This is a genomic window from Kothea flammea, from assembly GCF_052161645.1.
In the GTDB taxonomy this organism is placed as follows: Bacteria; Planctomycetota; Planctomycetia; order Pirellulales; family Pirellulaceae; genus Laterigemmans.
Genome location: NZ_CP197414.1, coordinates 3,555,668 through 3,575,215 on the forward strand (window position 1 = coordinate 3,555,668; position 19,548 = coordinate 3,575,215).

At 55.0% G+C, this 19,548-nt stretch carries 16 protein-coding genes; all 16 read right to left on the reverse strand.

What is annotated here, in order from left to right; all coding sequences use genetic code 11:
- Window positions 1–10: 10 nt before the first annotated feature.
- The 16 genes from SH139x_RS13405 to SH139x_RS13480 all read right to left on the reverse strand — a co-directional run bounded on the left by SH139x_RS13405 (window position 11) and on the right by SH139x_RS13480 (window position 19,505).
- Complete coding sequence (locus tag SH139x_RS13405; RefSeq protein ID WP_488355703.1) at window positions 11–1,153, reverse strand: sugar phosphate isomerase/epimerase family protein; 1,143 nt, start codon at window positions 1,151–1,153, stop codon at window positions 11–13.
- Window positions 1,154–1,174: 21 nt separating this feature from the next.
- On the reverse strand, window positions 1,175–2,593 hold the full coding sequence (locus SH139x_RS13410) for a sulfatase family protein (RefSeq protein ID WP_488355704.1): 1,419 nt from the start codon (window positions 2,591–2,593) through the stop codon (window positions 1,175–1,177).
- Between the two features lie 287 nt (window positions 2,594–2,880).
- Window positions 2,881–3,564 (reverse strand): sialate O-acetylesterase, encoded by a 684-nt coding sequence (locus SH139x_RS13415; protein WP_145277257.1) that lies wholly within the window; start codon window positions 3,562–3,564, stop codon window positions 2,881–2,883.
- Window positions 3,565–3,753: 189 nt separating this feature from the next.
- The gene (locus tag SH139x_RS13420; RefSeq protein ID WP_488355705.1) at window positions 3,754–5,304 is read right to left on the reverse strand and encodes a sulfatase-like hydrolase/transferase; all 1,551 of its coding nucleotides are present in this window, start codon (window positions 5,302–5,304) and stop codon (window positions 3,754–3,756) included.
- A complete protein-coding gene (locus tag SH139x_RS13425) occupies window positions 5,294–7,282 on the reverse strand; it encodes a sulfatase (RefSeq protein WP_488355706.1) in 1,989 nt (662 codons plus the stop codon). Before SH139x_RS13425 ends, SH139x_RS13420 begins: the two co-directional genes overlap by 11 nt.
- 64 nt (window positions 7,283–7,346) lie before the next feature.
- Window positions 7,347–8,723 (reverse strand): sulfatase family protein, encoded by a 1,377-nt coding sequence (locus tag SH139x_RS13430; RefSeq protein ID WP_488355707.1) that lies wholly within the window; start codon window positions 8,721–8,723, stop codon window positions 7,347–7,349.
- Between the two features lie 13 nt (window positions 8,724–8,736).
- Entirely contained in the window at window positions 8,737–10,242 is a 1,506-nt protein-coding gene (locus tag SH139x_RS13435; protein ID WP_488355708.1) for a sulfatase, read from the reverse strand.
- Between the two features lie 17 nt (window positions 10,243–10,259).
- The gene (locus tag SH139x_RS13440; RefSeq protein WP_488355709.1) at window positions 10,260–11,552 is read right to left on the reverse strand and encodes a glycoside hydrolase family 99 protein; all 1,293 of its coding nucleotides are present in this window, start codon (window positions 11,550–11,552) and stop codon (window positions 10,260–10,262) included.
- 3 nt (window positions 11,553–11,555) lie between these two features.
- Window positions 11,556–13,142: a sulfatase gene (locus tag SH139x_RS13445; protein WP_488355710.1), complete on the reverse strand. Its 1,587-nt coding sequence runs from the start codon at window positions 13,140–13,142 to the stop codon at window positions 11,556–11,558.
- 103 nt (window positions 13,143–13,245) lie between these two features.
- A complete protein-coding gene (locus tag SH139x_RS13450) occupies window positions 13,246–14,343 on the reverse strand; it encodes a sugar phosphate isomerase/epimerase family protein (RefSeq protein WP_488355711.1) in 1,098 nt (365 codons plus the stop codon).
- 41 nt (window positions 14,344–14,384) lie between these two features.
- Window positions 14,385–15,938, reverse strand: coding sequence for a LamG-like jellyroll fold domain-containing protein (locus SH139x_RS13455; protein ID WP_488355712.1), 1,554 nt, complete (start codon window positions 15,936–15,938; stop codon window positions 14,385–14,387).
- A complete protein-coding gene (locus SH139x_RS13460) occupies window positions 15,938–16,483 on the reverse strand; it encodes a sigma-70 family RNA polymerase sigma factor (RefSeq protein WP_488355713.1) in 546 nt (181 codons plus the stop codon). The genes SH139x_RS13455 and SH139x_RS13460 overlap by 1 nt, the downstream gene beginning before the upstream one ends.
- A gap of 296 nt (window positions 16,484–16,779) precedes the next feature.
- Window positions 16,780–17,229 (reverse strand): hypothetical protein, encoded by a 450-nt coding sequence (locus SH139x_RS13465; RefSeq protein ID WP_419187828.1) that lies wholly within the window; start codon window positions 17,227–17,229, stop codon window positions 16,780–16,782.
- Window positions 17,226–18,776, reverse strand: coding sequence for a recombinase family protein (locus SH139x_RS13470; RefSeq protein WP_488355714.1), 1,551 nt, complete (start codon window positions 18,774–18,776; stop codon window positions 17,226–17,228). The genes SH139x_RS13465 and SH139x_RS13470 overlap by 4 nt, the downstream gene beginning before the upstream one ends.
- Window positions 18,773–19,261: a DUF2924 domain-containing protein gene (locus tag SH139x_RS13475; protein ID WP_488355715.1), complete on the reverse strand. Its 489-nt coding sequence runs from the start codon at window positions 19,259–19,261 to the stop codon at window positions 18,773–18,775. The genes SH139x_RS13470 and SH139x_RS13475 overlap by 4 nt, the downstream gene beginning before the upstream one ends.
- Window positions 19,262–19,316: 55 nt before the next feature.
- Window positions 19,317–19,505, reverse strand: a complete 189-nt coding sequence (locus SH139x_RS13480) for a hypothetical protein (protein WP_488355716.1) — start codon at window positions 19,503–19,505, stop codon at window positions 19,317–19,319.
- Between the last annotated feature and the right edge of the window lie 43 nt (window positions 19,506–19,548).

Genomic DNA, 19,548 nt, shown 5'->3' on the forward strand with positions numbered 1-19,548 from the left:
ACCTCGTCCACTACGATGGGAAAGCCTTGAGCCCCGCGCCTGCATGCTTTCGCAGGTACTCAACACTCTTGAGGAATTCGTTTTGCTGGTGCTGTTGGTCGAATTTCTTTTGATCCATCCCGGGCTCAGGCTTGTCGATCTCGATTTTGTGACCGCGACGCACAAGCTTCAGGAAATCGACGATGTCGGCGGCAGCCAGTTCTGGATAGCCCTGCCAGTGTTCGTCGGTGAGAAACGGAATCGGGCGTGCTGAGTTGGAAATCGACTCGACGAATATCGGCATCCCTGGATTTGCCTTTGCCAAAGTTTGCACGTACGACGGAACATCCATGAGACCTTCACCGACGGCCGTCCATTGGAAAGTTGCTCCCTCTTCCGATTCCCAGACCATATAGTCTCTCAGGCTGTTGCAGACGACGTGCGGCACGAGTGCTTCCAAATGCACCATCGGATCTTCCATGGCCCAGAGGCCGTTGCCAGGATCAAGCATTACCCCACACACCTCAGTCCCGATCTCCTCGATCAGCTCAAGCAATTCATCAGATCGCAGGTCTGCGGCGTGATTCTCGAAACCGAACGTCAATCCTGCGTCCATCGCACGTTCTTTTGAGGCCTTCAGGACTCGTACGGCTTCGTCGATGCGCGGCTGAATGCCGCCTTCCAAAAATCGATCGTCAATGCTGCCGATTCGCACATTCACATTGGGTGACCCGAGCGCTGATGCGACTTCGATTGCCTTCGCAACAAGGGCTTCGGCATCACCGTACTTGTCAGAGAACTTCGCAGCGTTGGCACAAATACCACCAGCACCGATGTAGATCGCAATTTTGTGCTGCCCGGCCAAATCCCTCAGCTTCCGAAGATGCGACGTTTCCAGGCTCTCGAAGTAGTTCAGGTTGTTTAACAGCACGGCGTCGAGCCGCTGTTCGGCTGCGAATTCGATCAGCCGCGTTGCCTTCCACTTCATCCCACGTAGGGAATGGCCATCCAACCCGAGTGGAATCCGATTCGCAGATTTGCTGTCGTCGGCCATCAGTGACTGCGAACAGATACTGGCTGCGACAAGGCTGGAACCTGCAGTCGAAAGAAAGTCACGTCTTCCCAGTGTGTTGTTTCCCAGCGTCTTGTGATCATGGTTGGTCGGGTTCGGCATGAGGGTCATCCTTATGGGCAATCAGCGTTGGTCAAGTGAGTCGACAAAGGCTCTGTACTTCTTGCGAAGGTCCGAAACAACTTTTGGATGGTCTTCCGTCACATCATCTTCTTCCACGCGATCTACGGAGAGATTGAATAGCGGTGTTTGATTCTTGAATCGCTTCGGCACGACTCCCGGATACTGCTTTGAAGTCGGCTGTTCCGTCTGGGCAATAATCGTCGTGCCGTTTGGCGTCTTGGGGTCGACGTAGTCTGGATTGAGATCGCGGGCGGAAAGGTATTTGGGCCTGGTCAGGTAGAGTTTCCATTTTCCATCTCGGATCGTCATGATCTTTTCATCGTGACAGGTGACGATAGGAGCATGCTCTCGAGATTGTCCCTTAAGCACGGCGGTGATGTCCTGGCCGTCAATCAATCGGTCTTTGGGTGCATCAAGCCCGCACAACGCGAGCAAAGTGGGAAACAAATCGAGCGACCAGATAGGCACATCAATCACGCTCTGCTGAGGAAATGCATCCGGATAGCGGATGATGAAGGGCACGCGAGTTCCACCTTCCCATGGCGTTGCCTTCTTACCCTTCAGTCCGCCGGTGCTTCCGCCATAGTGAGGTCCATTGTCCGATGTAAAAATCAGGATCGTGTTATCAAGAATTTTACGGGCTTCGAGGGCCTGACGCACTTTTGCGACGGACCAGTCCAGTTCTCGAATCACGTCCGCGTAGAGGTCATCCGGAGTATCAGGCGTATAGTACTTGTCGGAAACCGCGAGTGGCTTGTGCGGCATCGCGTGAGGGAAATAGAGGAAGAACGGCTGGTCTTCACTCGTGTTGATAAACTCGATTGCCTTCTGGGTGTACTTTGTCGTGAGCGTTCTCTGGTCAACTGGGTTCTCAACAACCTTTTCGTCTTCAAGAATCTGAACGGGCAGCATGTCGTTGGAGTAGAGAATTCCGTAGTAGGAATCGAAGCCGTGCCGCGTCGGATAGAAATGCTCCTTGTGACCGAGATGCCACTTGCCAATACAAGCCGTTCGGTAGCCTGCTTGCTGGAACGCTTCGCCTAGCGTGCGTTCGGACGGATCGAGTCCGACGACATCCGCCTCAGGAGTCGTGTCCGGGTGCGGATTTCTAGTGACTCCATTTCGTAGTGGAAATCGCCCGGTTAGCATCGCTGCACGAGAAGGCGCACAGTAGGGAACTGGCACATAAAAGTCGGTCGCCTTGATGCCCTCAGCTGCGAGGCGATCGATCGCGGGAGTGCGATAAGACTGCTGTCCGTAGCACGACAGGTCCCCATATCCCAAATCGTCCGCCAGTATCAGAACGACGTTGGGTCTCTCGCCCGAAGCAATCGCGCCGAAAATGAACAACGTGCAGAAGAAGGCTGACGCAGCACACATCATTTTTCGCTGCAAGGAATCTCGAAAGTAATTCGTCATGGTGATTTGGCAATTTCTTCGTGTACCGGCAGTGACTTTCAAAAGAATGCCGATCGCCTGCTGATATCGTTAACGAGAAAATCAGGAAAAGACTTTCATTGCAATGTCCCCGGCCTTCCAGCCCCCATGACGTCGGCCGAGCGCCAAAACGAAAGAATAACAATTACTGCGACGCAACTCTTATCTAATGCATTCCACACAATGACCGATGGGTGGTTTCGATGGTTATGATGAAATTTAAAGAATGCGGACGTGTACTGAGTAGGCTTCCCCTGTGGTTCAGCACATTAATCGACAAGCCGTATTGCTTTTTCGGCCAGTCGTTTTCCGAATTCTACGTAACCAGCTCTGGTGTAGTGGACTCCGTTGTTCTCTCCGTTCACGTCATCCGTATTAACCCATTCCCAATCAGGATTCGCTTCGCAGAGGCTCTGTTGAATTCTACGGATTTCTACCCAACCAGCGCTTTCCATTTTGGCGTCGCTTAGGCGGCCAATGACAACGTTCACTTTTCCAAGCTTTAGGTCTTCCTCTAGCTGCTGAACCAGTCCCTTGAGGCACTTTTCGTAAACAACATAGTGCTTCCCTGAATCCGCTTCACCCTGCATCCAAACAAACGTGACTGTCTTGATGGTCTTCCCGGTGATTTCCGCATCGACCTTCTTCATGAGCCTGTCATAGAGATCGCCGATGGTCGATGGGTCAGCACTTGTATCAGGCTTCATGCCCCTGTAGTTCTTCACATCCTTCCACTTCTTGTACCAGCGTCTGATCGATTGCCCACCCTCGGCATCCTTGACCACGATGACACCGCCTTCGCCGAATGCTTTTCGGACCGCTGGCGAGAATGACGCTTCCGGATCCAACCGCTTCATGTTGGATTGGCCTGACAAAATGAAGAGGTGCTTCTCTTGCGCATAGACGCTCGATGCAGTACTGAGCGCTAATAGTGTCAACATAAGGCGGTTCATGGGGTGTATTCCGATTAGGTTTCTGTTGCTTCGGGATAACTTGATCTGGTAGGGGACGAGACCATGAGTCCCGGTGAGGCTGCGGCGAAGATCTGCTTCCCGCCCTTGGTTTTGGAGTATTCCCCGGGGCAGGGCCGTTACTCAAGTTCTTGACTTTTCTGGAAAGTGCGTTCGGAGGTTGCGAGCTCGTCACCTCGGCGGTGGGCTACTGCTGCTCGGGGTCAGTTTGTTCGCATCTTTATTCACCGAGCTGAGCCATGCGTCGAGCGCGGTTGATAAACGCTGCTTTTTGTTTTCATCCTTCAGCGAATCTTCACCAGCCAACTCCGTTGGGTTCGTCGCGAGGTCGACGAAGTTGTGAGGAGGGATGGATTTGCCGTCGACTGACTTGACGGGCTTACCATTTCGAATTTCTTTCAGTGTTCCCCGACGTACGGCGTTGAAATTCCCACGCCAGGACCAGTAAAGCGTCTCGTTGGGGCACTCAGCTTTGCCTGTCAGCCATGGCAAAAGGTTCTTGCCGTCCAAAAGAGGATGCTCAGCACGCTTGCCAGCCACCGCCGTAAACGTCGGCAGCAGATCAAGCGAGATGACAGGTCCGGAGACGACTTTGCCCTCGGCGAGTGTACCGGGCCAGGATGCAATCATCGGCACCCGGACGCCTCCTTCAAAGACATCGCCTTTCACGCCGGAAAACGGGTCGTTGCGAGATTTGTTCTTACTTGTCGGTCCGCCATTGTCGCTGAGGAAAACGACCAGAGTGTTTTCACGAAGGCCCCGCTGATCGAGATGCCCCAGCAGCCGCCCGATGTTGTGATCCAAACAGGTCATCATCCCGGCAAAGATACGCCGGTTTGGATCTTTGATATGTGTGTTTGCTGCAATGTCCTTGGGCTTGGCCTGCAGTGGAGTGTGAGGTGCGGTGTAGGAGAGATAAAGAAACCAGGGCTTCGTCTCCTTGCTCTTGATGAAGTTGATCGCCGCGTCGGTAAGGATGTCGGTCTTGAAAGCGTTGGCTTCGCGCCGAAAAGGTTCAGGTTGCTGATCAGGGCCGGCGAAAGTGAAGTATTTGGAACCAGCAGACGTAGTGGTTTTTGAGCGGAAAGGAAAGTAGTGGCCGCCGCCGCCGACAAAAAATAACCCTTCATCGAATCCTCGTTTCCAGGGCTCGGCGGCCTCAACGCGTTTTGGCGAGAAAGCGTCCGTCTTCCGAACCTTGCGATATTCGTCTCTCTGTGTCTTTCTCAGCATCGATTCGGTGCCCTGACCGAGATGCCACTTTCCGACGAGACCGGTCCGGTACCCCGCCTGTTTCAGATATTCGGGCATCAAGGGAAGGATGTGCGGATCAGGAAGTCCATGGTTGTTTTCATTGTCCACGTAGCCAAAGCGGGACTGGTGAACTCCGGTCATGATCCCGGCTCGCGACGGACCGCATTGCGGAGCAGTGACATAAGCATCGGTGAAGCGAAGGCCTGAAGCTGCAAGCCGGTCGATGTGAGGCGTGCGAATCTCCTTGCTGCCCTGACAGCCCAGGTCTGCATACCCAAGGTCATCCACCAGAATGAAAAGTATGTTGGGGGGGCTTTCTTCTGTTGCCGACACAAGTGACGACAGTAAGCAGCCGATGAGGGCAAAGAATGTTAAAGATTTCAGCATATTCGATTTCCGTTGATGGATCTCTTTTTCGTTGTGGGCGAGATCTGAATCCCGCTTTTGCGTTCGTGCCTTACCGGGCATCCGTTGAAAAATCCCACTGGACCGGTTTCCCGTCCTGGGCTTTCCAGCGGATCGAGCGGATGTCGAGACCGTCAGTGGCTGGGACATACAGACGAAGCAACTGACTTCGTCCCTCGACAGGCACTTGCACTGTGATGTCTTGCCAGGTTGTCGACTCAGGAACTTCGAAGTCCACCGTCTGGCCGGTTGCAAGAAACTCAGTCTGTTTTTGGGTTCGCCACTGAACACGTCCCGTCCCGCTCTTGCCATCGACGCCCCGAGCTTGCAGGCGCAGCGTGATCGGTCCGTCCAGTTTCACTTGGGCCGTTCCCAGGAAGGGATTCTTCCCCTGGGCAATCACGCGTATGCCGCCGTCGATCGACTCGAGTTCGCATTGCTTGGGAACCAGCCCGTGCGTCGGGGTTCTCGAACCTACGGATGTGGTCGTTCTCGGTTGAAAGTCTGGATTGAGTTTCGGGGGAAGGCCGCCGGTGCGTTCAAAGTGCGCTTTGATGAACTGATCAAGCTCGGCCACTTTCTCCGGCATTTCGGCAGCGAGATTCTTCGATTCGGCGAGGTCATCCTTGAGATTGAATAGTTCGACGAGGCCATCGTAGCTGTCCGGTCTGCGAGTGTAGCGTCGGATGAGTTTCCAATCGCCATCACGCACGGAAATGCCACCACCGTGATACGGGAAGTAGCTCACGCTCGTTCGGCACGTTCCCTCTTCGCCCTCTGTGAGAACCTTCGCAAAGGATTTCCCATCGATGACATGATTGTCAGGCTCAGCCTGGCCGGTCAGTTCGAGCAGCGTGGGATAGAGGTCGATATTATTGACAATTGTCTCGCTGACGGAGCCCGCAGGAACGTGTTTGGGCCAACGGACCATCAACGGAACGCGTTCGCCGCCTTCATAAAGCTTCCCTTTGCCTCCGCGCAGACCGAGATTCTTCGTCGGATACTGCACACCAGCGTAGTCGTTGTAAATCTTCGTGTAGCCATACGTCTTGCTCTTCGGATTGGCCATCTTCCGCTTCTGTTCGCTCGCACTCATGCTGTGGGTGTTGCCGCCGTTGTCGGAAAAGAAAACAACAATGGTGTTGTCGGCGATACCGAGTTCATCGAGCGCCTTCATGACTCGTCCGAAGTTGTCGTCCATGGTTTTCAACATGGCGGCGTAGACTGGGTTCGTATGACCATCAGGCTGAGAATCTTTCTTGGCGAACTTCTGAATCAGATCCAGCTTCGCTTCCCAAGGTCCGTGGCAGTCGTACATCCAAAGGTTAAGATAAAACGGCTCGTCTCTGTGTTCGGTGATGTACTTGATTGCCTCAGTGCCCAGGCGATCGTCGATGTGCTCACCCTCTGGCCCGTCAACAATATTGCCGACTCGACGGGTGGCACCTGGCTTTCCGTCAGGGTGGATCCCGTGCGGTGAGAAATAGGTGCTTCCAGGAGGCCCGGGATCAGGCGCGGAGTGAAACGTGACCTCAAAGCCGTGCTGGTCCGGCCAGTGTTCTTGAGTCAGACCGAGGTGCCATTTTCCCATGTGAGCGGTGCGGTAGCCAGCGTCGAGAAAGACTTCGGCCAGTGTCGTCGCATCAGGATTCAAGTAAGTGCGGCTCTTGGTAAGCAGATATTCGTTTCGGCTTGTGGCAGGCTGATAGACCTGCGCACCCCAAGGCTCTGGCTCCTGATGTCCGTGGGCGGAAAGGATGCCGTGGCGAGATTCCTCCTGCCCGGTCAATATCGAGGCCCGACTGGGCGAGCACAGCGGATGCGCATAGGCGTTGGTGAAACGCATCGCTTGTTTGGCGAAGGCATCGATGTTCGGCGTCTCGTAGTATTCGCTGCCAAAGACACCCCCGTCCGTCCAACCCATGTCGTCGACCAGAAAGAGAATGACGTTCGGCGGTCGTCCCGGTTCGCCATTCGCCTTAGCTGACAGGCAAACAAGACCAACGATCGGCAAGAGGAGCAAGGCGTGATGAAATTTCATAGATTTTCGTCTTTACGGTTAGTCGTTTCTAAATTTAGGCAAGCTGCTTCGTAGTGGACGAGCTTTACCTGCTTCTCACATTTTTCTTGGAGTATTCCGTGGGCAGCGTGGCGGCCCAGGCTTTGACTTTCCTGGAAAGCGTTTTCACGACGTCTGGATGCTGCTCAGCGACGTTGTGACTCTCGCTGGGGTCAATCGACAGGTCGTAAAGTTCTGGTTCACCGCGTTGTTTGCGTGGCAGATGCAACTTCCAGTTGCCCTCCCGCATCGCTGGCGTCGCGCCGACTGCACTTGTCTTCCAGAATAGTGGCTTTGTTCGCTCACGATCGGAACCGAACCAGATATCGGAGATATCCTCACCATCAATTACCTTCGGCAATTCGTCGACTCCGGCAATCGCACACAGCGTCGGCAGCCAGTCGATGAACGAGCAGACGTTTTGCGTATCGACCCGACCGGCTGAGACCTTGTCGGGCCAGCGGATGATAAACGGCACGCGCGTGCCGCCTTCATATTGTTCGTGTTTGCCGCCACGAAACTCACCTGCGTAGCCGAGCATGTTGTTGGAGTATTTTGTGGTACCTTGCTTGCCGAGAACCACCGGTGCCGGCCCGTGGTCGCTGGAGAAAACCACGATGGTGTTTTCCCGCAGCCCCAACTCATCGAGCGTCTTCAAAACTCGCCCGACATTCGAATCGATCTGGTAGACATCGCCGAGATACTGCCGCATCGATTCATCGAGATCGCCGCCGATCTTCAGACACTCATCGAACTTGTGCTGCATGGTTGGCGAGAAGTCTTCCCTGTCGACTGTCGCGTCTTTGAACTGGTCCGCCAACTCGGCCGGTGTGTTCACGGGAAAGTGCGTCGCGTGTCCCCAGACATTGACGTAAAACGGCTCGTCCTTGTTTTCTCTGATGAATTTAATCGCGGCCGAATAAAGGTCGGTGTCTCTACCGGCTGATCTGTCCCGACTCTTGCCAATCGTTTTGACCGTATCGATCCCATATGTACCGTCGCTGTCGTCCGGGCCAATGTGCCACTTGCCGAAGTGACCTGTTCTGTATCCCCGCTTCTTCAGCAGTTCGGTGATCGTGATCCGGTCCCCGAATCCGAAGTCGGCGGCGTATTTCGGAAACCGCGCCGGAAACAGGCCGGTCATGAGGCCCGTTCGGCTGGGATTACACGTCACCCCCGTCACATAAAACTGAGCGAAACGCGTGCCTTCTTTAGCCAGTTGGTCGATCGCAGGCGTTCGAGCGTAGGGGTGTCCGTAGCAACCGAGATCCCCGTAGCCAAGATCGTCGGCAAACATAAAGACGATGTTTGGCGGTCGCTCGGACCCAGCTTGATCGGCAACGACACTGCCCGATAACAAAAGCAAGAGCATTGCTGCGGTTGCATAGCGCTGCATCAAATTCAGATACTTCATATTGTCCATCAGATAGTGTTTCTCACTTTCGTGTCTTACTGTCGATGTTCTTCGACTCTGGTTGTTTTGCGGCGATTGCGACAGTCTCGGATTTGGCGAGATGCTTTCGCATCATTTCAAGCGTCGCTTTGTGTTTCGGTGCATCGCTGAGGTTCGTTTCTTCGTACGGATCGCGCGAGAGGTCGTAAAGTTCTTCTCCAGTGGGCCATTTTGTGTAGTGGTAACGCTGGGTGCGGATCGCCTTGCCAAGATGTTCTCCCCGGGTGACGACGGTGTAGGCAACTTCTTTCCCTGCGGATTGAGGGGCCTTCAACATCTTCACGAGACTTCTTCCCTGGAGCTCCGCTGGAGGAGTGATATCGCACAGCTCCGTCAGTGTCGGAAACAGGTCGATTAATTCAACAAGTCCTTCGCTGGATGTCCCTGGTGTTGTCGAACCAGATTTGATCCCATCGGGGACACGGATGAGGAGAGGGACGCGGTCGCATTGTTCAAACAACATGACTTTGCCCCACATAAACTTTTCCCCAAGCAAGTAGCCGTGGTCAGAAGTGAGGACGACAATCGTGTTGTCCCAGTGGCCGCTTTGTTTGAGTGACTCCAGAATCCTGCCAATTTGTGCATCGATAAAGGAGATGCAGGCGTGGTAAGCCTGCATGTAGTCGCGCCGAAGATCTTCGTTTTCGATACCGAACTCAAACCCAAATCCTTCATGCCGTTTCGTCTGTGCGATTTTCGGAACGGTCCTCCAGAACTCCAACGAAGCTGGCGTAAACTTCAGGTCAGCCTTCGGATACATCTCAAAATACTTGTCCGGGGCGAGAAACGGACCATGTGGTTTGTGGATTCCACAAGCCATAAAGAACGGCTTGTCGCCGTGGACAGATTCGGTGAGCCACTCGCAGATCTGAAGCGAGTTCTTTCCGTCCTTATGTTTTTCATCCTTCAGCCCAGTCGGGCCATATCCGGGCTTCTGTCCGCGCGTCTGCGGCGCGATCGTGGGGTAAAACTCTCGCCACTTGCGACGCGATTTACCCTCGCTGACGGGGCCGTGTTCGGTCTCAAATTGCTCACGGATGGGAGTCACCATCGGCATTTCGTCGTTTTCAAATCGTAACACCTGATCCCATGCGACATCGCCATGATCAAACTTTTCGTTGTGAAAGACTTTGCCGACGCCACCTGTCCAGTATCCAGATTCTTTGAATCGCTGAGGTATCGATATGGTCCCAGGACGCACGTTGCGAATATCAGTTTTATTGTCGAGGACGCCCGTTGATTGAGGATAAAGGCCATGCAGAAACGATGCTCTTGATGGCCCACAAACAGGATACTGGCAATACGCGCGACGAAACGTCATTCCGTTTGCCGCAAGTTCGTCGAAGGCCGGTGTCTCGATGTGCGGATAGCCCGACGTCGACACATGCGTGTTTAAGTCGTCGCAAACAATGAACAACACGTTCGGCTTGTCTGCAAAAGTAGACGGGATCGTCATGAGGAAGGTGGATAGTAAGAAGGCGAATCGCATGGGATATCTCGGATGGATTAATTCTCAGTGTTTTGTTCGCCGCGCAGGAGTTTCCCTGCACGCCCTACCAGCTTCAGGTAGTGGTCGGTTGAAAGTCCTTCGTAAGTCAGAAATGTTCCACCGTTGGCGGTAGGAGGATCATTAGTGCATTTGAAGATGGCGGTTCCTTCATCCACTTCGTCGAACATCGCCACGTACAACATTTGGCATCCTGATTCATGCGCGGCGGTGATCTGCGACGACAGGAATTCACCCTTGAGTCTTGGGATCGAATCCAGTTTCTCGCCCTTCATGTTGTGCCAACTAAAACCGGGGAAGGCGACCGGCATGTAATCGATGTTGCGATTCTCACACCACTGAATGTCAGGCTTGATCCGCTCTCGGGCGTGACGCCGGACTCCTGCTAAGTCTCGATAGCGTCCCACGGTCCATGGGCTGATCACGTCGGCCTGCGAAAGAAGCTCATGCAGTCGCGGGTCGTCGATGGCATCCCTGTCGAGTGTTCGCCACCCTGTTGGAACCCCCAGCATGATCGCACAACCTTGCCGTTTCAGAGACGCGATTAGCTCGATGCATTCGGCCAATGTGTACTCTCGAGGTTTGTTGCGGTCGTTGAATCCGATGCCCCAAATGGCGACAACGGGCTTGCCGTTGTGACGCTGGTAGGCCGGGTCTTGCGTGATTTTTTGCTGGTCGGCCAGTACCGTCCAGTCACGTCGAACGATGTCCGTTCCCCCCTTCTGCAAACCGGACAGATCGTACATCACGGCATAAGATCGACCGGTGAGATTCGCGCCTTCGCGAACGTGAGCGAGTACTCGGTCCTTGTGACGATTCGAGTCTTCCCGGCGTAGTCCATTGGCAAATCGCTGCAAGAAGGCGCCGTCGATACCGTAGTCATGCATCCACTGGAAGTGTCGTAGCACCGTCTTCCTGTTGCCACTGCTGAAGACTTCCGCAGCACTGCCATCCTGTTGCGTGAAGCCAGTCGCGTAACGCTCATCAGAATCGAGCTCGGTCATGTCCGGCCAAAGGTCGACCGTGACGTTTCCAGGTGCAAAGGGTTCGCGTCGATTGCGAGCCCAATGAGTCCAACCGAGATCAGCACCGTCGCCCTGGCAGTTGAACCAACCTTGATAGCCCACCATGACCTTTCCGGTCAGAGTGGAACGGTCGACGATCGGAACGGAAGTTGCCAGGGATTGCGACTCTGTCTCGCGCTCCTTAGACGTTTGAGGCTCATCAGCGAGCAACTGCCCGCAGGAGATTGCCAACAGCAAGTAGCAACCAAGGCTAAATTTGAGGTTCATGCTTTACCGTCCTTGCTTCGATTGCTTTTGCTTCATATCGGAGTCGGTGTAAGGCAGGTACTTTGGGTGGGGAACATAATTGCCTTTTTCTTTCTCCCAGCGGAAGGATTCGCCTTCGACCACCAAGTCACGCCTCGCGTTGAGTTTGGGTTCCGGATCGGCGAACTCTGTCGGTGCTGATTCCCGCAGTCGGGCGATGACGTCCGCGTGCTGCGGGTCGGATGCGAGATTGTCCCACTCGTGCGGATCCACTTTGACGTTGTACAGCTCCTGGTTCTTGTCGTCGTAATGGATGAAACGCCAATCGCGATTCATCAACGTGTATTCACCGGGGTTCATGTAGGGCAGATATACGGTTCGATCTTTGGCATCGCTGGGATTCTTCAGAGTCGCTGCCAGCGAAACGCCTTCCAGCTTCTGACGCGGTGACGGCAAGTTGCATGTTTCAACGAGCGTCGGATAGATGTCGATCAGGCTGACCGTCACGTCGGTCCGGGCTCCTTTTGCCACGCCAGGGCCGGCCCATACGAACGGCACGTTGGAGGTTCGTTCCCACAACGTGTGCTTGCCCCACTGGCCTTTTTCACCCAGGTGATAGCCGTGATCGCTCCACAGCACGACGATCGTGTTGTCGGCATAAGGGCTCGCGGCAAGTGCATCCAAGATTCGACCGACCATGGCGTCGGCGTAGCTGGTGCAGGCAAGGTATCCGTGCAGAGCGTCCTTCCATGCTCCCATCGCTACGAGCTTGTCGTAGTGCTGCTTTCTCCGATTCTGGCGTTGCTTAATGATCTTCTGCGGAAGGTCGTCCAGGTCATCCTCTTTGAACGCCGGAGTCTCGATAGAGTCTCGATCGTACAGATCAAAGTACTTTTGCGGACAATAGTTGGGGTAATGAGGAGCGTAGAAACCACAGGCCAGGAAGAACGGCTTGTCATGTTTGCGTTTCAGTTGGTCGACCGCCCAGTTGGCACGTATCGTGTCGGCCATTTCGTCCTCACGATCCTTGGGAACCGCTCCCCATTCCAGGAAAAGTCCGCCGGTGATCTCTTTGCCTTTGTTGTAAACACTGTTCGGAAACGGCTGTGGAACGGGCGTATCACTGCTCCACGATTCCAAAGCCCAACCACCTTCACGCTGGAACTGATTTCGCAGGAAGAACTTTGCCCAACCACGTTGGTCAATCGCACCGGCCGGATGATGAAATAACTTGCCAGCACCAAGCGTCGAGTAACCCGCTTTGGCAAAGCTCATTTGCAGCGATTCAATCTCCGGATGATGCACGAAGTAATTCGGAGTCATGTAGCATCCGGTTGTCGACGCGTACTGGCCGGAAAAGATGGCCGCACGACTCGGCGCACAAAACACGCCGGCGGTGTGAGCGTTGGTGAAGCACACGCCACGAGCGGCAAGCCGGTCAATGTTCGGTGTGATCGCATTGGGGCGTGACTCGAGACATCCGACAAAGTCGTTCATGTCATCAACTGCCAGAAACACAACATTGGGTCGCGTATCTGCCGCAAACAGCTGGCCAATACAGAATGTGGAAAATGCAACGATGCTGAAAAGGAAACGCGAAGGTATGTTCATGAGGTGAAGTTCTTCTTTGTAGGAGGCCTGTCTGTGTGCCATGAGATTCCGCACATCCGGGCATGAGTACGTGAGAAAGGAATTTGAATCAGGCGTGGCTTCGTCACGAACCATTCTTTAGACCGGCACCACAATGTTCGCGAAGGTAAGCGATGCTGCGGAGAAACTCCCTGCGTTCGTGTTGCTGATTGAATTCTCGCCGGTCAACTCCTTCGGCCGGCTCGTCGATTGTTGCGGCAGTTCCTTGGCGGACGAGTTTCAGGAAGTCGACGATTTGCGACGCGTCCAAATTCGGATAAGCCTTCCAATAGTCCACGGTCAGGAACGGAATCGGGCGTGCTGAATTCGATATGGTCTCGACGAAGATTGGCATTCCCGGGTTGGATTTGGAGAGCGTGTCTACGTATTTTTTGACATCCATCATGCCCTCTCCGAGAGCCATCCATTGAAACATCGCTCCTTCTTCACTGGACCACACCGTGTAGTCGCGAATGCTGTTGCAAACTGTGTAGGGTGCGAGTGCTTGAAGATGCTTCATTGGGTCTTCCATTGCCCACAGTCCATTGCCCGGATCAAGCATCACACCGCAAACGTCGGTCCCGACCTCTTCGATCAGCGTGACGAGCTCTTCGCTTCGAAGATCGGCGGCATGGTTTTCAAATCCGAATTTGATTCCCGCATCCAATGCACGTGAACGGGTTGCCTTGAGAACTCGAATGGCTTCGTCGATTCGTGGTTGGATTCCGCCTTCGAGAAAGCGATCATCGATACTGCCGATCCGAACATTGACGACTGGCGAGCCGACCGTCTTCGCCACGCGGATTGCCTTGGCAATTAGTTCCTCCGCCGTGCCCCAGGTATCCTTGAATTGTTTGCCGTTCGCTGCGATGCCACCTGCACCGATATAGATCCCTAGGCCATGTTCGTCTGCGAGGTTCTTGAGCTTTTTCAGGTGTCCTGTTTCAAGGCTCTCGAAGTAGGGCAGCCCATTGAACAGGACAGCATCAAGATTTTGCTCTGCAGCGAACTCGATCAACTGAGTTGCCTTCCAGTTCTTGAAACGCATACTGCGCATCGAATGACCATCGAGCCCAATAGGTATTTGCTTCGCGCTAGTATCGTTTGCTGCCAGTAGTGCTGATGCTGGGGCAACCGCGGCAGCACAGGCAGATGCTGCGGCAAGAAACTGACGACGACGCATTGATGGTGCTCCGTTGGCTGGACTTGAAGGTACTGTCATTGTCATGGTGATCTGGCGATTTCTTCTTGAGCAGTGCGATAAAGCGCCGCTATTTCGTTTTCGTTAAGTGCTCGGTCGAAAAAGGCCAACTCGTCTATCCGGCCGTTCCACACCTGACTAGCTATGGAGTTCGTGCCTAACCAGACCGTAGTATCAGAGTCACTGGCTGCCATCGCCGCACCTGGCGTCGATGCGACGAGTTTCCCGTCTTCGTAGAGGTGCAATCGTTCTGCATCAGCGGTCACGACGACGTGCCGCCATGTCTCCTGCGGCAGAACCGAGCTACCTGCGATGGATGACACGTCACCATCGCCGTTTCTGATCGTGGCCTTCAGCCGACCATTCTCTTGGAGAGAAAGGTTGAAGTTGCCCTGGCCATCATGCAGGTTCGTGGCGACTACTGCGTTTTGCGCGGGCGCTTCGAGATACACGAAGCCGGTTAGTGAGAATTGCCCCGTGCTTAATGCCGGTGGGGAATCGACGCGTCCTCCGCGGCCGGCGGAATCGGCTCCAACTCGCAGCGAACCGCCGACGAAAACACCGCGAGCATGCGGCGGGCGTTTTCCTTTTCCGGTCAAGACGACGCCGGAGTGCTCGGGCGGTTCGGAAACCAGCCCGCGGTCGCGAATCGGCATTCGGTAGTAGACGAGCGGCGATAACCGTTTGACCAAGCGAGCGTAGTTCAGCCTCGGTTCGTCAAAGTTACGAATGAACCTGTCGGTCGCGATCGAGATGTCTTCGGGCTCAGTCGTCCCATCAGCAATTCGCAGGGCCTGGGACGCTTGAAGCTCAACGGATCGAGACGCATCGCGCCGGTTGGATGCCCCGGGATGGACGCGCACGAGCCCATCAAACACATGCACCTCGCTCGCGCCGCCTTCCACATCGACGGAAAACTCAGTGCCAAAGTCAACGACTTCCGCTTCGGGAGTTTCCACCGTAAACCCAATCCCTTCAGGAGGCACTCTGGCCGACAGTCGCCCGCTATGTAGCACGACACGTTTGTCGCTGGCTGCGTCGAAGCGGGCAGGAGCCTCAACGTAAACCATGACTCCCCCGCCAAACTGCAGGTTCAGCAGGCCTTTCTTTAATTCGTAATTGCCCACAGGGAGTTGTGCGTCGTTCCAAGTTGAACCGTCTTTCGTAAGCACCCCGCTGACGTGACTGACAACGGAAGCCACAGAAGCCACGGAAGCGTAAGCAGGGACTGGATCCCTGTTGCTTTCAGGCTGCACGAATGCGATGAGTATGCAGGCTGCCATCACGAGCGCGGTTACGGTCAACGCCAACAACTGTCGCGAGCGGGGAATTGGCGATGCGAGTTGCTCCCGCGACGAAACAGCGTCAGTGACGAGGCCGTCTGTACCCCCATCCAGCGCATTCTTCTGAATCTGTCTGCGCCGCAGGGAACGCCGCAAGTCCGAATGTAGCTCGGCACGAAGCGCAAAGCGTTCGAGGTTTTCGGGAACCTTCAGCCACGTCTGAAACTCCACGGCCTCTTCGTCGGACACCGCTCCTTCAAGAATGCGGTCGATGAATCCATCGTCTACGGACATCACGCATTCTCCACTGCGAGGCGTCGCTCAATGCAACTGGCGAGCACCGTCCGCACGCGCGACAGCAGAACTCGCACCGAGCCACTGGTGGATCCGGTTTCCTGCGCCATCTCGTCGGCTGACAGTTCTTCGACGTACCGTAAATCGAGCAACCGGCGCGACTTTGGCGGCAGCTCCTCCAAACAGGCTTCCAGTGCTTCGCGACGGTTGCTCCGACCATCAGCCTGAGCCGCGATTGTGTCAGCGAGTTGGCCGAGCAATTCGTGGGAAAAAACGACCCGCGTGCGATGCTCAGCCCGGTAGAAATCAATCACGCGCGACTTTGCAATCCACAACGCCCATGCGACGAACGGCCGATTGAAGTCAAATTCATCAAAGCGTCGCGCCAGCTCTTGAGCAATCCGCTGAACAACGTCTTCAGCGTCATGAAACCGAGAGACGGATGCGAAAACATACGCGGACACCGCCGGCTCAGCTTTGAGCCAGCATTCTGTAAACAACTCTCGTTTCTGATCTTCTTTCATTGACTCGGCCCACGTGAACATCTTTCCGTCTACCGTATGCCGAATGCGAACAGAAATCGTTAACAAGAATCTTGAAGAATCGTCAAATTCCAATTTTTGCTACTACTTGGCGACGACTTCATGCCGGGTTCCCACGATACGCGATTCGTCGGGAGGCCTCGCATCCGTCCCGGAGTTTCTGCAGGTTGCGAATATCGCGTCTGAAAACATTGCCATTTGCAAGCTGGCGACAGGCTCAACTGAAAGCAGGCCGCACAGCCGCTACAGCCCGCAAACATTCGCTACATAGCGAGGATTATCTGACGTTCACGCTATCTCTAGTCCGTACGACCGGCAGAACCGATAAGCTTTTTGAACTGGCGGCGCTGCTTGTCCCAGTTGGGTTCGGCGGCGATGGGGCGGATTTGACGCTCGGTTAATGGCGCTCGGCCGCTGAAGTACGGCTTTAGGAAGAGCAGCTCTTCTTGCAAATCTGGGGCAAGGTTACAAAGGTTCATGATCTGGCTGAGGCGAGCGCGTGTGACTTGGCCGACTCGCGCTAAGTCGGCTTGCGATCGGAGGCGGCCCGATGCCATGGCGTTTTCGAAGTGGATGGCGAGCGCCATCAGCCGGGACAGTCTCGGCAGTTGGCCCGTTCTGGGCCGCGGTGGGGCTGTTCCGCCGCGTACCTCGCGGGCGCCGCGATCTACGCGGGCAACGTGAAACGTGCGGCGTATCGCCGACGTGCGCGGCGGTGTTTCGGTTGAGTTGTTCGATAGGTTGCTCAATTCAATGTCTCCGTAATGTGTCGGGCAAAATTGCCGTCCTGGCCGAGTGACGCGAGTCCGGCGGGCTGGAAGGTGATATCAAGCGTGCCTTCAACGCCGTCGTAGTCGATCCGTTCGATCAACAATTCCATCAGTCGGCAGCGTTCTCTCGGTGGAATCGTGTCCCAGGCTTTATCCAGTTCACCGAGGGTCTTGCGAATCGATGCGTGGCTGACGCGAATCGGCCGATGGTTGTCGATTGCTTCACGTAGCTCTTTCAATCGTGTTTGGCTTTTATCAATGCGTGTTTGCGTTGCTTCAATCAAGTCAGCGCTAGCGGCCGTTGCGACAAGGTGAGTCATCTCGGCGTGGTCCTCTTTGAGAAACTTCGCAATCGAATCGGCTTCACGTTTTTGCGAATCGACGTCCTCGCGGTTCTGCTCATGACAGCGTTCGTAGATGTCACGGATGAGTTGGTCGTCGTTTGCGAACACGCGGAGTTCGTCGACGACAAACCCCTCAATCTGCCTTGCGGGAATCGAAGGCGATGGACAAGATTCATAGCCTTGTTTTTCGGCTTTGCCGCAAACGTAGTAACGATACCTCTTCGTGCCACGGCCAGAGGAAGTGTGCCGCATGGCTCGATTGCATTTTGCACACCGAAGGATGCCTCGCAGCATTCCGTCGAAGCTGGTTGAAGCTCGTATCATGCCGCTGCGGCCATTCTTTCGCAGCGACTCTCCGACTTCGGCAAAGACCTGAGGATCCACGATCGCCTGGTGCTGGCCTTCATGGATCTCGTCCTTGTAGGTCAGCTTGCCAATGTAGGTGACGTTGGTCAGCATCTGGTAGATGCGGTTCTTGTCATACGGCAGACCACCGCGAGTTGATCCCTTCTTGGTCGTCCACTGCTTGGTCCGCCAGCCACGACGATTGGCTTCCTTGGCCGTTTCCAGCAGGGAATGCGTGCGACGGTAGAGGTCAAAGATCTGCCGGACGCGTTCGGCTTCGTGGGGTACGACCACGAGCTTGGTTTCTTCGATCGTGAATCCGAAGACCGGCACGCCACCGCACCATTTACCTTTGCGTCTGGTCGCCGCGATCTTGTCTCGGGTGCGTTCGCTGATCATCTCGCGCTCGAACTGGGCGAAGGAAAGCAGCACGTTGAGAATCAACCGGCCCATCGAGCTAGCGGTATTGAACTGCTGGGTGACCGAGACGAAGGCCACGTTGTGTCTCTCGAATGTTTCCATCACCCGAGAGAAATCGAGCAGGCTGCGACTGAGCCGGTCGACTTTGTAGACAACCACACAGTCGATTCTGCCGGCCTCGATATCGGCCATGAGACGTTTCATGGCGGGACGTTCAAGATTGCCGCCGGAGAAGCCGCCATCGTCGTATCGTTCTTCGAGACATTCCCAGCCTTCGCTTCGCTGGCTGGTGATAAATGCCTCGCCCGCATCACGCTGCGCGTCTAGGCTGTTGAACTCTTGATCGAGACCTTCTTCTGTCGACTTGCGAGTGTAGATAGCACACCGAATGGGTTGTTTCGTTTGCTCGCGACTCATGCTGACTCCTGCTTGTGGATTTTGAAGAACCGATAGCCATTCCAGTGCTGGCCCGTGATCGCTTTGGCGACCGCCGAAAGCGTCTTGTAGTGCTCACCCTCGAAATCGAAACCGTCGGGCATAATGGTGACGACGCAATCCCGGCCCTTGTAAATGCGGACCAAACAGTCGCCGACAGGCGGCAACCGTTCATCCTTGGGCGGAAGATCACGGTTCACCGGCGGCGGTGGTGGCAAGCGTGAGGGCTCGCGCGGCGCAGTCACGCGAAGATCCGATTCGTTGGCGAGCTCACTGGCTCGCTGCATGGCCCGATCACTCAAGCCACCAAACGCATTGGCTTGCATTCGCCATGCAATGCGTTTCTGCAGCCACGCTTTGTTGCGGCCGGTCGTTGATTCGCCGAACACCTCGAAGTACTTGGCTTGAAGGGTGCTGACCGACATCCGGCGCAGCGCGGCCAACTCTTGGCCCAATGGGTTGCTCATGTTGCTCTCCATGACTTGAAACAAAGAAGTGCCGGGCGTGTTTACCGCGGCCGAGTCACAGAGAGCGATCGTTTTCCGATTCGATCAAGCCATCGTGTTGGTCATCAATGGAAGATTCCTCGGAGTTCCCAGGAATTGCGGCAACTCGGTGGTGACGAATGATGGCACGAGTCAGCAGGTCGACGATTTCGCGACGCCTCAATAGTGTTTCATCGGAGTCAGATTTTGGATTGGAGTTTCGCACGGCCAGAACCTAGAAGTGAGAAATGGGTCATGCGGTTAACAGA